The sequence below is a fragment of the Halopseudomonas xiamenensis genome, assembly GCF_014219065.1.
Lineage (GTDB): Bacteria > Pseudomonadota > Gammaproteobacteria > Pseudomonadales > Pseudomonadaceae > Halopseudomonas > Halopseudomonas xiamenensis.
This window is the reverse complement of record NZ_JACLGO010000009.1, coordinates 105,482-119,334: the sequence shown is the minus strand read 5'-3', so window position 1 is coordinate 119,334 and position 13,853 is coordinate 105,482. Positions and strand designations below refer to the sequence as shown.

Genomic DNA, 13,853 nt, shown 5'->3' with positions numbered 1-13,853 from the left:
TCAACCGGCGTGGCCAGCCCGGTCGCCCGGTTGTAATCCCATATAGCGGCAGGCCATGCGCATGGTTTCCTCCTGGTAGCGGGGGCTGGCGACGGTGAAGAAAGGGTCATCAGGCTCCTGTGGCATGATCGACCAGATGGCCGAACCGCGAATGACGTAGTGCAGATAACGAACCGCGGTGGCCAGGTCGGGGTGATCGAATTCGTCGGCATGCCGTGCATAGAGGCTGAGCATCAACTGACAGAAACTCTCCTCGGCCCGGGCCAGGGTTTGGTAGAAGCCCATGTCGGCACCGCGGCGCTGTTCCACCAGGCGCAGAAAGCCCGCATCCTCGCGGGAGGAGCTGAAAACGATCTCTATGTGGAAGCGAATCACATCCAGGGCCGGAGTGCTGTCCCAGTGAGGCTGGTCGACCATGTTGCCGATCTGGGCTTCCCGGGCCGCACGGTAGTGCTCGTACAGCGCGCGGAAAATCGAATGCTTGTCGGGAAACAGGTTGTAGATCGAGCCGACCGAGACCCGCGACTGGCGGGAAATCTGCGCGATGGTGGTTTCCTCGAAGCCCTGCCGGATGAACAGGTCGCGGGCCGTGGTCAGCACCTTCTGCAGGGTATGCCGGCTGCGCTGCTGGCTGGGCGGGCTGATCCAGTCCGTAGCGTCAGCCCAGGAAACCGATAAAAAACCAACCGTATCTATAACCATCGTCATCCCGTATGTGGCGCACCGTGCCAGGTTGGCGGTGCTGTCATGTCCAGGCAACACAGCTGCTCGAGACTCTGTGTGTGTTGCTGAGGGGGTATGCCGTCCCAGTCTTGCAGAGTCGATTCGGTGAAACAACGTCCGGATGGTCCAGGCGATGAACAGCGTTGACAGGCATCGCATTTCTCAGTAATTTCGCACTTGTTTAGAATGATGTTCTAATTATGGCGCTGCCGCAAGCGCTGCTATCAATAAGAAAGGTGACCGGAGCTGCCTGAGCCCCGAGTTCCACAACCAGGATCAATCATGAAAATAAGATTACCCCTCGAAGACCGTATTGCCCTCCAGGATCTGATGACCGAGTACTGCTATGCCGTGGACAAGCTGACGGATCTGCCGGAGCTGCTGGATCTGTTCACCGACGATGCGTTGCTGGACTTTTCCGATATCGGTCTGGCAGCGATGCCCGGTAAGGAGCGTTTCCGCCAGTTCTACGAAAACGTGTTTGCCAACATGACCCACCATACTCACTACATCAGCAACTTCCGGGTTGCTGCCTATGAGGGTGACACAGCCGCGATGACTGCCTATGTGGAAGGTCTGGGACGCTCCAGAGATGGCAACAGCGTGCAGGTGCATGTGCGCTACCGCATGGACTGCGTCAAGGTCGCCGGTGAGTGGAAGATCAGCGCCTATTACATTCTGGAAGGCATGCCGATGCCTGAGTCCCTCACTGAAATCCACCAGGACCACTGAGTGCCGGGCTCGTCACTCCAGGGAGTACACAAAATGACCAAGATATCCGAGATCAACCAGACTGCCAGCTACCCGACCCATCCCGATGCCATGCCGCTCGAAGTCCGTGGCGATCCGATTACCGGTGATCGCTACTGGAGCAAGGAGTTTGCCGATCGTGAGTGGGAGCACATGTGGAAGAAGGTTTGGCATGTGGGTGGCCGCATCGCTCAGCTGGAGCTGCCGGGTGACTACATCGTCCACAACTTCCGCCATGAGTCGATTCTGATCGTCAAGCAGAAGGATGATTCCATCCGCGCCTTCTTCAACGTGTGCCAGCATCGAGGCAATCAGCTGGTAGCCAACGAGGAAGGCGGCATGGACGCCTTCACCTGTCCCTATCACGGCTGGCGCTGGGGTATCGACGGCGAGCTGCAGTGGGTACAGGATGAAGAAACCTTCTCCCGGGGCAGCCCCTGCGGCAAGCTGCGCCTCAAGGAACTGCGCTGTGAAATCTGGGGCGGTTTCATCTTCTGGAGCTTCGACAAGAATGCCAAGCCGCTGCTGGAGTTCCTCGATCCGATTCCCACGCTGCTGGGGAACCGAGGTCTGGATGACTATGTGCGGGTGGTCTGGCGTACCCTGCGGGTCAACACCAACTGGAAGTTTGCCTCCGACAACTTCAATGAGGCCTATCACGTGGCGGTGGTACACCCACAGTTCGCTCCGATGATCGATGATCATTATGACAACACCCTGTTCGAGATGTACCCCAACGGCCACAACCGCATGATCCAGAAGCTGCAGCCGACCAGTCGCCTGCCGGTGGAGGATCGTACCCAGGAATTGTGGGTCGAGGTGCTGAAGGAGTGGGGGGTGGATGCTGAAGAGTACCGTGGACGAGACCACGAGGCTCGTCTGGCGTTGCAGCAGGCGCGTCGCAAGCTCGGCCCGCAGCGGGGTTACACCCAGTACGACAACATGACCGATGACGAGCTCACCGATCAGATGCACCATACGTGCTTCCCCAATCTGACGCTGACCGGCACCGCCGAAGGTCTACACGTGTTTCGCACCGAGCCGGACGCGAATGATCCCAACTGGTCGACCTTCGACTACTGGTATCTGGTGCCGAAGATCGAGGGCCAGGACGAGGTGCCGACACTGTACGGTATGCGCCCGGTGGAAGAGGCCGAGCATGAGACCGACAACTATGCTGAATATGAAGCGGCGATTGACCAGGGGGACTTCCTTACCCAGGATCTGGACCTGGCGGAAACCATGCAGCGTGGGCTGCACTCCATGGCATTCGAGGACTGCTATCTGTCGGATCAGGAGGCTCGGGTGCGGCGCTTCCACGAGGTGATCAACGACTACCTGGAAGGGCGTCGCTGAGCTGACGGCTGCGGGGCAGGTATCTGCTCCGCTGTTTGTTTTTGTCTTAAATAAAAACAGTTTGACTTGTTTTCAATTGGCAAGGTAATGTGGATTGATCCATTTCTGGCCAGCTGATGGCCGGCTTTCAGTACCGTATAAATCAAATAATCAGGTATGGAGATATTTATGCAGCAGTCTGATTTGGAGCTTCTGGAACAGGTGGAAGCCAAACAGGCATTGCGCCTGCTCAACGCGCGGTTTGCCCGGGCATTCGATCGTATGGATCGCTGTCTGATGGTGTCCTGCTGGACCGGGGATGCGCAGATTGACTGGGGCAGTCACCAGGGTGATGTGCAGCCCTTCGTCATCGCCAGCACCTCGTCGGATGACACGCTGGAAAAGACCTTTTCCTCCCTTTCCAATGAATATTTCGAAGTTGATGGCGATCAGGCCCGAGGTGAGGTGTACGTCATCAATGTCAGCACTGTGGTTGCTGATGGGCAGAGAACCGACCGGCTGATCGGTGGGCGCTTCCTCGATCACTACCGCCGGGAGCAGGGCGAGTGGAAGATTGCCCGGCGAACCTTCGTGCATGACTGGAACATGAATCATCCGGCAACCGCTTCGGATGAGGGCATGTTCGCCCTGTTCAAGCGGGGCGAGCGCAGCAAGGATGATCCGGCCTATGCATTGCTGGGGGAATGACCATGGAGCTGAAGCGAAGATTGGCCGCGGCACTTGATATTCAGGCCATCGAGGATCAGATGGCGCGCTATATCCAGGCAGTAGACCGCTGCGACCTGGAACTGCTCAAGTCGGTGTTTCATGCAGACGGTGTGGTCGACTTCGGCGTATATGCCGGCAACGCCTGGGAGTTCTGCGAGCAGAATATTCCTTTTATCAAGGCCAACCTGGTGATGGGCTGGCACCGGTTTTCCACGGTGAGCATCCAGCTCGATGGTAACCGGGCTACGGCAGAAAGCTACATGCTCGGCAATGCTGCCATGCAGCCGCCGGAAGGAGAGCTGATCAATTGTCCGGACAACATGCGTTACCTCGATGTATGGGAGAAGCGCGATGGTGTCTGGCGTCTGTATTCCCGAGACCTGATTCTCGACTGGAACACTGCCTGGCCGTACAGCGGTCGCGAAGATGGTGAGTTCGCCCAGTATCAGCTGCAGGGGCAACGTGATGAAACCGACCTGGTGTACCAGCACCGCCTTATTAACCCGCTTTGACTGAACAGCCTGATAACCCGTTGCCGGTTCCGTATTGAGCCGGGAGCGAGGAGGAGTTGAACAATTATGAATGCTTCCCTGTCGTTGGCCGAAAAAACCCGTGCTGCCCTGGTGGAGGGTGAGTTCCTGCGTGGCGACCCGATCTCCGGTGATCGCTATTACAGTCGCGAATTCATGCAACAGGAGTGGGATCATATGTGGACCCGCACCTGGCAGGTGGGGGCGGTCGAGGCGCAGTTTCCCGATGCCGGTTGCGTGGTTACCCATGAGATCGGCAAGGAGTCGATTCTCATGGTGCGCGACGACGAAGGACGGATCCGCGCCTTCTACAACGTCTGTCAGCACCGTGGCAACCGCATGGTCGAGTGCGAGCAGACCAAGGTCCGGCGCCTGGTGTGCAATTACCACAGCTGGTGTTACGGCCTCAATGGCAGCCTGCTGATTGCCAAGGATACGGATGATTTTCCTCAGGGGAATCCGGTAGGCAAGCTGGGGCTCAAGGAACTGCCTTGTGAAACCTTTGGTGGGCTGGTGTGGATCAACATGGATCCGCAGGCCAAGCCCCTACGTGAGTCGCTGGGCGTGGTTGCCGACCAGTTGGAATGTTACCCCATGGAGCGCATGGTGCGGGTCATGCACATGACCGCCGAGGTTGATTGCAACTGGAAGGTTATCCAGGACAACTTCAACGAGGCCTATCACGTGCAGGCGCTGCACAAGGAGCTGGCCACATTCATTGATGATGACTACCAGAACACCGATTTCGAAATCTTCAACAATGGCCACAGCCGCATGCTGATGAAAGGCTGTCTGCCGGCGGCCGGGGTCAAGTCGAAGAAGATCCAGGAGCCGCTGGCCAGTATCATGCGTGCCTGGAAACTGGATCCGGACGACTTCGACGGTAGGGCGGCTGATGCTCGTCTGGCAGTACAGCAGCAGAAGCGCAAGCTGGGTGCCGAGCGTGGGTATCAGCATTATGACAATCTGAATGACGATCAGCTGACCGACTATTACCACTACACGCTGTTTCCCAATATGTCCTTCACCATGGCGGCGGAGAGCTACCAGATCTTGCGTCCGCAGCCGCACCCGACCGACCCGGAAAAGTGCCTGTTTGATCATTGGTTCTTCGTGATTGCCGAAGAAGGGCAAACCGAGGTGGAGACACCGGTTGGCATGCATCCGCTTGCTCCAGCAGCCCATGAGGTGTTCAAGCATGGCGATCAGTCTATCGGCTTTGTCGCCGATCAGGACCTGAGCGTGGCGATAGCGCAACAGCGTGGTCTGAACTCCCGTGGTTACAGTGATTCCTACCTGTCTGGTCAGGAGGCGCGGGTGCGCCGTTATCACGAAGTCATCAACGACTATATTGCCGGTCGGGTCTGATTGGCGGCAGCTGTGCCGGAGCCTGCGGTCGCCATTGCTGCTCCGGCTCCGGCCTGTAGTGGTCGCAGGAACGGCCGTATAAGAGGAAGACAGTTCGATGATCAATGCTGTGCATCATGTAGCCATCTCCACGCCGAATCTGGACCGGCTGGCCGGGTTCTATCAGCAGGGTTTCGGGTTTGCCGAGGAGAGTGCGGTCGACTGGCCGCCGGGGGAAGACAGGATCAACAATATCATGGGACTGCCGGAATCATCGGCGCGCTCGATGATGCTGCGCCTTGGGGGCATGCGGCTGGAACTGTTCCAGTTCTTGCAGCCTGTGTCGCCGCCGGTGCAGGAAACCCGGCCAGTCCATCATTTCGGGATTACCCATTTCTGTTTCGATGTGACGGATATTGAGCAGGTATGCGAACGTCTGGTGACGTTGGGGGCTTCCTTCCATTGTCTGCCACAGGATTTTGGCGACTCGAAAACAACCTATGGTCGAGATCCTGATGGCAATGTTTTCGAGCTGACCGAGTTTCTTGCTGGTTAGAAGGCGTTCTCCAGACTTCGATAAATAACCAAGTTGTAGCTTGCCGTTTAAAAACAGCTTGGTTAGAATAAATAAAAACAACCTTGTTGGTTTTAAACAAGCAAGGCAGGAAAACAATAAATAGAGGTGTCCCATGCGAGGTACTCATGACTGAGCTCACGTCTCCAGACACATCCGTACTGCTCGAGATCTATCGCAAAGCGACCTTGATCAAGATTGCGGATGATCGTTTCATCGAACTGATCAAAGCCGGGCAGATTGCCTCGCCGTACTACTCTCCACGTGGGCAGGAACTGGTGCCATCGGCCATCTCGGTCAACCTGCGGGCCGATGATTACGTTATTACCACCTACCGTGGCATCCATGACCAGTTGGCCAAGGGCATCCCTCTCAAGCCATTCGTGGCTGAATTCATGGGCAAGGCGACCGGCACCTGCAAAGGCAAGGGCGGTCCGATGCACATCACCCACTTGGCGTCTGGACTGCCGGTGACCACCGGTATCGTCGGCTCGGGCCTGCCGATTGCCAACGGCCTGGCCTGGGCTGCGCTGTTGAAGAAAAGCGGCCAGGTGACTGTGGTCAACTTCGGTGACGGCGCCTCCAACATCGGTGCCTTTCACGAGGCGTTGAACCTGGCCTCGGTGTGGAACCTGCCGGTGGTGTTCGTCTGCCAGAACAACGGTTACGCCGAGCACACCAAGTACGAATACGGTACCGGCGCGCGGGATATCGTTGACCGCGCCATCGGTTACGGTATGCATGGCATCCAGTGCAATGGCAACGATGCGGTGGACATGTACTGCGCCGCCCGCGAAGCGATAGAACGTGCGCGCAACGGCCAGGGGCCGACTCTGCTGGAGGCCAAGACCTTCCGCTTCCGCGGCCACCTGCTCGGTGATGACGGGCACTACATCGCCAAGGAAATCATGGATGCCGCCGTGGCGGCAGATCCCATGCCAGCGTTCAACCAGTGGTTGATTGCAGAAGGCCATGCAACGGCTGAGCAGTTGCAGGCGATCGAAGATGAGAACCGCGCACAGTTCGAAGAAGCTGTCGAGTTCGGTCTGAGCAGTCCGTATCCCGATGTGTCGGAATTGGGCAGGGATGTGTATGCAGAGGAGACCGGGGTATGAACGAAGTGAAGAAAAAACGCATGAACATGTCCCAGGCCATCAATCTGGCGCTGCATGATGCCATGGAGCAGGACGACAGCGTGCTGGCGCTGGGTGAAGACATCGCCGATCGCGAGGGTGGTGGGGTATTCAAGTGCACCGCTGGCCTGTCGGAGAAGTTCGGTACCGACCGGGTCAAGTCCACGCCGATTGCCGAGCAGGCGATCATGGGGGCAGCGGTGGGTGCTGCTCTGGCCGGCATGCGTCCGGTGGCCGAGATCATGCTGATGAACTTCATCACTGTGGCCATGGACCAGGTGGTCAACCATGCGGCCAAGCTGCGCTTCATGACCGGCGGGCAGACCAATGTGCCGCTGACCATTCGCACCACGACCGGGGCCGGTTTCGGTACCGGTGGCCAGCACGCAGACTATCTTGAGGCCTGGTTTGCTCACACCGCCGGCATGAAGGTGGTGGCGCCGTCGAATCCGGCAGATGCCTATGGCCTGCTGCTGTCCTGCATCTTCGATGATGACCCCTGCCTGTTCATCGAGGGATTACCACTGTACTTCGCCATGGGTGATGCGCCGGTCCAGGGTGAACGCATCCCGCTGGGCAAGGCCAAGGTGGTACGCCAGGGCAGCCATGTGACCATCGTCAGCTACAGCCGCACCATGGTGGAAGTCAATCAGGTAGCGCAGGAGCTGGAGAAGCAGGATATCTCGGTGGAAGTGATCGATCTGCGCACCATCTCGCCGCTGGACATGGATACCATTCTCGACTCGGTAGCGAAAACCGGTCGGCTGGTGGTCGCCCATGAGGCGCAGGTGGACTTCGGCGTTGGTGCGGAAATCGCCACCCGGGTCCACAGGGAACTGTTTGGCCAGCTCAAGGCGCCGGTTGCCCGGGTGGGGGCGGCGCGCTCGCCGGTACCTTTTTCCAAGGCGCTGGAAGATGAATTCATCCCGACCAGGCAGCGCATCACCGATGCCGTGCTTGACGTGCTTAAATAAAAAACAGAATGGAATGATCTTATGGCTACTGAAATTCTTCTTCCCAAACTGGGCTTTTCCGTGAACGAGGCGCTGTTGACCGAGTGGTTGGTGGCCGATGGGGCGGCGGTGAGCAAGGGCGATATTCTGTATGCACTGGAAAGCGAGAAGTCCGTACAGGAGATCGAGGCGCCGGCGGACGGCATTCTGCGCATTCTCAAGGAAGCCGGCGAAACCTACGATGTGGGCACGGTCATCGGGGAGTTGATCTGATGAGCAGCGCACCTGGCAAAACCTGGCCGGCCACGCTGCCGCCCATGCCGGAGGTGGACTTCAGCCAGTTCGGAGAGTTCGAGCTGGCCGAGGTGTCCCGCCACCAGCAGTATGCCGGGGCCTTTCTGGCGCGCAACTGGGCGCAGATTCCCCATGTCACCCATAACGATGAGGCGCCGGTGGATGCGCTCAACCGCTTCCGCCGGGAGTACGGCCGGGAAATCGGCCGCAAGCTGACGCCGCTGCCGTTCCTAGTCAAGGCGCTGGTCAACACCCTCAAGGCGTTTCCGGTATTCAACTCCTCGCTGACCGCCGACGGCAAGCAGCTGGTGATGAAGCAGTACTTCAACGTCGGTATTGCGGTGGAGACCGACAAGGGGCTGCTGGTACCGGTGATCCGCGATGCGGACCAGAAATCGCTCAGCGAGCTGACCGATGAGCTGATTGACAAGGCCCAGCGGGCGCGTACCAAGGGCCTGCCGATCGCTGAAATGTCCGGCGGCTGCATGACCATCAGCTCGCTTGGTTCCATCGGAGGCACTTCGTTTACACCGATCATCAATGCACCGGAAGTGGCCATCCTGGGCATTACCAGCGAGTTCGAGCGGGTGGTGATGGTGGACAGTGAAGTTACTACCCGACGCTTCATTCCCCTGTCGCTGAGTTATGACCATCGAGTGATCAACGGTGCTGATGCGGCACGCTTCTGCCGCTTCTATGCCAGTCAACTGGAACACCCGGAGCAGTTGATCTGAAGGGCACTGGGCAGATAATAAGAGAGTAAATGAATGAAAGACATTATTGAGCAGTTTTCCCTTACGGGTCGAGTGGCGCTGGTAACCGGCGCGGGCAGTGGTCTGGGCAAGCACTTCGCCAGTGTTCTGTCGCGCGCCGGTGCGGCTGTGGTATGCGTCGGCCGTCGTCTGGAGCCAGTCGAGTCGGTAGCTCAGGGTATTCGCGATGCGGGTGGTCAGGCGCTGGCCCTGAGTATGGATGTGACTGACCCGGAGAGCATCAAGGAAGGTTTTACCAGCATTCAGCAGCACTACGGTCCGGTGGATGTGCTGATCAATAATGCTGGCCTGTCCAACCCGACGGCGTTCGAGGAAATGACCCGCGAACAGTGGACTACCCTGCTGGATGCCAACCTGTCCGGGCCGTTCTACGTCGCCCAGGAAATGGCCAAGCGCCTTATTGCCGCAGGCAAGCCGGGCAGCATCATCAATATCGCCTCGATCCTTGGTCATCTGGCTCGCCCGCAGTTCATCAACTACGGTACCACCAAGGGCGGGGTGATCCACATGACCCAGTACATGGCTCTGGACCTGATGCCCTACGGTATTCGCGTCAACGCCTTGGCCCCTGGCTATTTCCCCAGCGAAATGACCAATCCCTTCTACGAGTCGGAGGCTGGTCAGCGGGAGATTGCGGCGTTGCCGATCCAGCGTCTGGGGCGACATGAAGAACTGGACGGCCCGCTGTTGCTGCTGGCCAGCGCGGCCTCCACCTATATGAGTGGAAGTGTGATCACTGTTGATGCAGGGCACTCGGTCAAACTGACGTAACCTGAAATAAATAAAAGAACTGTTTGTTTGTTTTTACGCTATAATGCAAAGGCAATTTGTCAAACTGTTTCAGTTTGGAACAAGGCCAAGCGAAAGGAAGTGTTATGGAAAGCCAGAATGCAACCACCAGACCAGCTATTCGTCGTCCTGCGCGTCGCTCCAAGGCAGGGAACGGCAGTTGGCAGGCGGAAAAAAGCCATCTGATGCGCATGCATATTCTGGATGCGACCATGCAGTGTCTGGTCAATATTGGCTATAGCCAGACCACCACGGAAAAGATTGCCAAACAGGCAGGGGTTTCCCGGGGTGCCATGACTCATCATTTCAAATCCCGAGCCGAGGTGTTCAATGCTGCTGCCGAGCACATCACGGATATCCGGGTAAGGGAGTATGACGAGGCGATTCGTGGGGTGACGCAAAAGTCGGGCAGTTTTCCTACAGCGGACAATATGCGTGACACCATTACCACACTGCAGAGTTACTACATGAAGCCTTCGTTCCTGGCCTTCCAGGAACTGGTGCGCGGTGCGCGTACCGACGAATATCTACAGGAAGTCATGGGGCCGCTGGAAAACTCGCTGGACGAGCGGATGTCGCTCAGCATGGTGAAGCGCTTTCCGATCTGGGCCGATGAGGATCTGCGCGAGGTGGGCGAAGCGTTACGTGATCTGATCATGCACTCATTGCAGGGCGTGGCGATGAATCCGGCCCCTTACCTGCAGGGCGACCGCCTGGAGCGCTTGCATGGTTTGCTGGTGGAAACGGCCATGGCCCAGTTCGAACGGGTCTACCAGGCGCGGCAGAAGCAGTCAGCAGCCACTTGAGGCTGCTTGTTTAGGCTAAATAAAAACAATCTGGTTGGTTTAAAGAAAACAGGATTGGATATATGATCAGCAATCTATCAGTGGAGCATGTGACCGGGCATCTGCTGGGTCGGAGTGAGGCGGGACCGGTATTGCTGGGCAGCCGCTGCCAGTCATGCGGCGAGCATTACTTTCCGGCGACCAGCAGCTGCACTCGTTGCTGCGGTACGCAGCTCAGCGAGTCGGTGCTGGGCAACCACGGTGAGTTGTGGTCATGGACGGTGCAGGGCTTCCTGCCCAAGTCCCCCTATAACAGCGGTGAGTCCGCCGAGGACTTCCAACCCTATGGGGTGGGTTATGTCCAGTTGCCCTGCGGCCTCAAGGTGGAAAGTCGCCTGACCTGTGCGGACCCGCAGCAGTTGCGGATCGGTATGCCCATGCAGTTGGTGGAGGTGGATTACGGCCGGAGCCAGGAACGAGTACTGCGCACCTTTGCCTTTGCCCCTGCCAGTTCGCCACAGGAGAAGCAGTGATGGAGCAAATAGCAATCATCGGCGTAGGCATGCACGCCTTCGGTCGTACCGACGGTGTGTCTGGACAGGCACAGGGCGCCTATGCCGTAAGGCAGGCTCTGCAGGATGCCAACGTCCGCTGGGATCAGGTGGGTGTGGCCTATGGCGGTAGTCAGGATGCCGGCAACGCTGACGCCTTGTCCAACCATCTGGGGCTGACCGGCTTGCCCTTCATCAACGTGGCCAATGGTTGTGCCACGGGCGGTAGCGCTCTGGCCAGCGTGGTGTCGGCACTTCGGGCCGGCACTGCTGACATAGGGGTTGCCGTGGGCTTCGATAAGCACCCGCGGGGGGCTTTCAATCCGCGCCCGGCTGATTGGGGCCTGGACGACTGGTACGGCGAAACGGGTTTGATGCTCACCACCCAGTTCTTCGCGCTGAAGACCCAGCGCTACATGCACGAACATGGCATTTCCGAGGAGGCATTGGTACGGGTTGCCCAGCGTGCCTTTCGCAACGGTGCCGTCACCCCCCATGCCTGGCGCCAGCGGGAGCTGAGCTATGAGGAAATCGCCCAGTCGATGCCGGTCAACTTGCCTTTGCGCAAATACATGTTCTGCAACCCTGCCGAAGGGGGGGCAGCGCTGGTGCTGTGCCGGGCCAGCGACGCCCACAGGTATACCGACCGTCCCATCCTGGTGCGTGCGGCGGTGATGCGTACTCGTCACCACGGCTCCTTCGAGGTGTTCAGTCCGGCGTTGGCCGCCGAGATGGCACCTGCTCCTACGGTGACGGCGTCCCGTGCGGCCTATGAGGAGGCTGGAGTGGGGCCCGAGGATATCGATGTGATCCAGTTGCAGGATACCGACAGTGGCTCGGAAATCATTCACCTCGCCGAAAACGGCTTCTGCGAGCATGGCGAGCAGGAGCGGTTGTTGCGCGAGGGGGCTACCGATATTGGTGGGCGTTTGCCGGTGAATACCGATGGTGGTTGTCTGGCCAATGGTGAGCCGGTGGGTGCCTCCGGGCTGCGGCAGGTGGTGGAAGTCTGCCAGCAGTTGCGTCAACAGGCAGGGCAACGCCAGGTCCCCGGTGCGCCCCGCCTTGGTTATACCCACGTATACGGTGCGCCTGGTGTCAGTGCCGTCACCATTCTGGAAGCGCCATAACCACTGGCCTTACCTATAAAAATAAAGAGGGCAAGAGCATGACCAATCTCAAACAAGCCAAGTTTACCGTGTTGCCACCGGAAGATGTCGGTAACCCCAATCTGTTCCAGCAGTTGCTCAAGCAGGAAAAGGTACCGGTACCTGACCGGTTGCAGCCCAATCATCCGGGGTTTACCGATGAAGACCTGTCGGTCGAGCGTTACAGCTCCCGCCGGTTCCATGAGCTGGAGGCGGAGAAGCTGTGGCCTAAAGCGTGGCAGATGGTCTGTCGTGTCGAGGATATCCAGAAGCCCGGTGACCACGTGGTGTACGACATCGTCGACCAGTCGATCATTGTCATGCGTGGCCAGGATGGCGTGATCCGCGGCTTCCACAACTCCTGCCTGCACCGCGGTCGTGCGCTACGCATGAGTGATGGTGCGGTAAACCAGCTGCGTTGCCCCTACCACGGTTTTACCTGGGACCTGCAGGGCGAGTTCAAGTCGATGCCCACCGTCTGGGACTTCAAGCACATGTCTCCCTGCGAGTTGAAGCTGCCGCAGGTCAAGGTGGACACCTGGGCCGGCTTCGTGTTCATCAATCCGGACCTGGATGCCGTACCGCTGAGCGAGCACCTGGATGTGCTGCCCGAGCACTTCAAGGACTACAGCATGGATCGTTCGGTCTCCATTGCCCATGTGCAGCGGCGTATGGCCTGCAACTGGAAGGTAGCCCAGGAAGCGTTCATGGAGTCCATGCACACCCGGGCCACCCACCCGCAGATCATGACCTTTACCGGTGACATCGACAGTCAGTACGACATGTATGGCGACAATATCAGTCGCAGTGTCACCCCTATGGCGGTGACCAGCTCCAACCTCAGCGATGTCAGTGAGGCGCTGATCCTGCACGATATTCTGGAGGAGTCCGGGCGCATGGCCGACTCCGATGCCAGCAAGCACGTGCTGCCCGAGGGCATGACCACCCGCGAATACATCGGCGAGCTGAACCGCAAGATCTTCTCCGAAGCCTCCGGCGATGACCTGTCCCAGGTAACCCTGGCGGAGTTGCAGGATGCCATTCTGTATTCGATCTTCCCCAACACCCAGGTATGGGCTGGCTACTTCGGCAATATCGTCTATCGTGCCATTCCCGATGGTGACAACCATGAAAGCTGCCTGTTCGATGTCTGGCTGCTGGGCCGGCACAAGCAGGGTGAGCCGTGCCCGGCCGGGGCAAAATTGAATCAGCTGCCCGATGACCTGGACTTTTCCAAGGCGCCTGAGCTGGGTGCACTGGGGCCGGTGTTCGATCAGGATATGAGCAACCTGGATGCCATGACCAAGGGGCTGAAGGCCTCGAAGAAGGGCGCTGTCACCCTGGCCAACTATCAGGAAAGTCGCATTCGCCATCACCACCTGACACTGGACAAGTACCTGGGGCTCGACAAGTAGTCCGTTTCCCCCGCCCGCCAACCG

General features: G+C 58.4%; 16 protein-coding genes. 15 read left to right on the top strand and 1 reads right to left on the bottom strand.

The window, feature by feature from the left end:
* Window positions 1-702 (bottom strand): TetR/AcrR family transcriptional regulator, encoded by a 702-nt coding sequence (locus H6X51_RS08295; protein ID WP_185267076.1) that lies wholly within the window; start codon window positions 700-702, stop codon window positions 1-3.
* 303 nt (window positions 703-1,005) lie between these two features.
* Here H6X51_RS08295 and H6X51_RS08290 point away from each other — a divergent pair, with 303 nt between their 5' ends.
* From H6X51_RS08290 to H6X51_RS08220, 15 genes are all read left to right on the top strand, one after another.
* A complete protein-coding gene (locus tag H6X51_RS08290) occupies window positions 1,006-1,455 on the top strand; it encodes a nuclear transport factor 2 family protein (protein WP_185267075.1) in 450 nt (149 codons plus the stop codon).
* A 33-nt stretch (window positions 1,456-1,488) separates the two neighbouring features.
* Complete coding sequence (locus tag H6X51_RS08285; RefSeq protein ID WP_185267074.1) at window positions 1,489-2,829, top strand: aromatic ring-hydroxylating oxygenase subunit alpha; 1,341 nt, start codon at window positions 1,489-1,491, stop codon at window positions 2,827-2,829.
* Window positions 2,830-2,997: 168 nt separating this feature from the next.
* Window positions 2,998-3,516: a nuclear transport factor 2 family protein gene (locus H6X51_RS08280; protein WP_185267073.1), complete on the top strand. Its 519-nt coding sequence runs from the start codon at window positions 2,998-3,000 to the stop codon at window positions 3,514-3,516.
* Window positions 3,517-3,518: 2 nt separating this feature from the next.
* Window positions 3,519-4,049 carry a nuclear transport factor 2 family protein gene (locus H6X51_RS08275; RefSeq protein ID WP_185267072.1) on the top strand — a complete coding sequence of 177 codons (531 nt, stop codon included), beginning with the start codon at window positions 3,519-3,521 and terminating at the stop codon, window positions 4,047-4,049.
* Between the two features lie 66 nt (window positions 4,050-4,115).
* The gene (locus H6X51_RS08270; RefSeq protein ID WP_185267071.1) at window positions 4,116-5,435 is read left to right on the top strand and encodes an aromatic ring-hydroxylating oxygenase subunit alpha; all 1,320 of its coding nucleotides are present in this window, start codon (window positions 4,116-4,118) and stop codon (window positions 5,433-5,435) included.
* 97 nt (window positions 5,436-5,532) lie between these two features.
* On the top strand, window positions 5,533-5,970 hold the full coding sequence (locus H6X51_RS08265; RefSeq protein ID WP_185267070.1) for a VOC family protein: 438 nt from the start codon (window positions 5,533-5,535) through the stop codon (window positions 5,968-5,970).
* Window positions 5,971-6,116: 146 nt separating this feature from the next.
* A complete protein-coding gene (locus H6X51_RS08260; RefSeq protein ID WP_185267069.1) occupies window positions 6,117-7,103 on the top strand; it encodes a thiamine pyrophosphate-dependent dehydrogenase E1 component subunit alpha in 987 nt (328 codons plus the stop codon).
* Entirely contained in the window at window positions 7,100-8,095 is a 996-nt protein-coding gene (locus H6X51_RS08255) for an alpha-ketoacid dehydrogenase subunit beta (RefSeq protein WP_185267068.1), read from the top strand. Before H6X51_RS08260 ends, H6X51_RS08255 begins: the two co-directional genes overlap by 4 nt.
* 21 nt (window positions 8,096-8,116) lie before the next feature.
* Window positions 8,117-8,347: a biotin/lipoyl-containing protein gene (locus tag H6X51_RS08250; RefSeq protein WP_185267067.1), complete on the top strand. Its 231-nt coding sequence runs from the start codon at window positions 8,117-8,119 to the stop codon at window positions 8,345-8,347.
* Window positions 8,347-9,102, top strand: a complete 756-nt coding sequence (locus tag H6X51_RS08245) for a 2-oxo acid dehydrogenase subunit E2 (RefSeq protein ID WP_185267066.1) — start codon at window positions 8,347-8,349, stop codon at window positions 9,100-9,102. Before H6X51_RS08250 ends, H6X51_RS08245 begins: the two co-directional genes overlap by 1 nt.
* Window positions 9,103-9,135: 33 nt before the next feature.
* Window positions 9,136-9,912, top strand: a complete 777-nt coding sequence (locus H6X51_RS08240; protein WP_185267065.1) for an SDR family NAD(P)-dependent oxidoreductase — start codon at window positions 9,136-9,138, stop codon at window positions 9,910-9,912.
* A gap of 203 nt (window positions 9,913-10,115) precedes the next feature.
* Entirely contained in the window at window positions 10,116-10,736 is a 621-nt protein-coding gene (locus H6X51_RS08235) for a TetR/AcrR family transcriptional regulator (RefSeq protein WP_221627278.1), read from the top strand.
* A 62-nt stretch (window positions 10,737-10,798) separates the two neighbouring features.
* Window positions 10,799-11,248: a Zn-ribbon domain-containing OB-fold protein gene (locus H6X51_RS08230; RefSeq protein ID WP_185267063.1), complete on the top strand. Its 450-nt coding sequence runs from the start codon at window positions 10,799-10,801 to the stop codon at window positions 11,246-11,248.
* On the top strand, window positions 11,248-12,396 hold the full coding sequence (locus H6X51_RS08225; RefSeq protein ID WP_185267062.1) for a thiolase family protein: 1,149 nt from the start codon (window positions 11,248-11,250) through the stop codon (window positions 12,394-12,396). Before H6X51_RS08230 ends, H6X51_RS08225 begins: the two co-directional genes overlap by 1 nt.
* Before the next feature lie 38 nt (window positions 12,397-12,434).
* Window positions 12,435-13,829, top strand: a complete 1,395-nt coding sequence (locus H6X51_RS08220) for an aromatic ring-hydroxylating oxygenase subunit alpha (protein WP_185267061.1) — start codon at window positions 12,435-12,437, stop codon at window positions 13,827-13,829.
* Window positions 13,830-13,853: the final 24 nt, after the last annotated feature.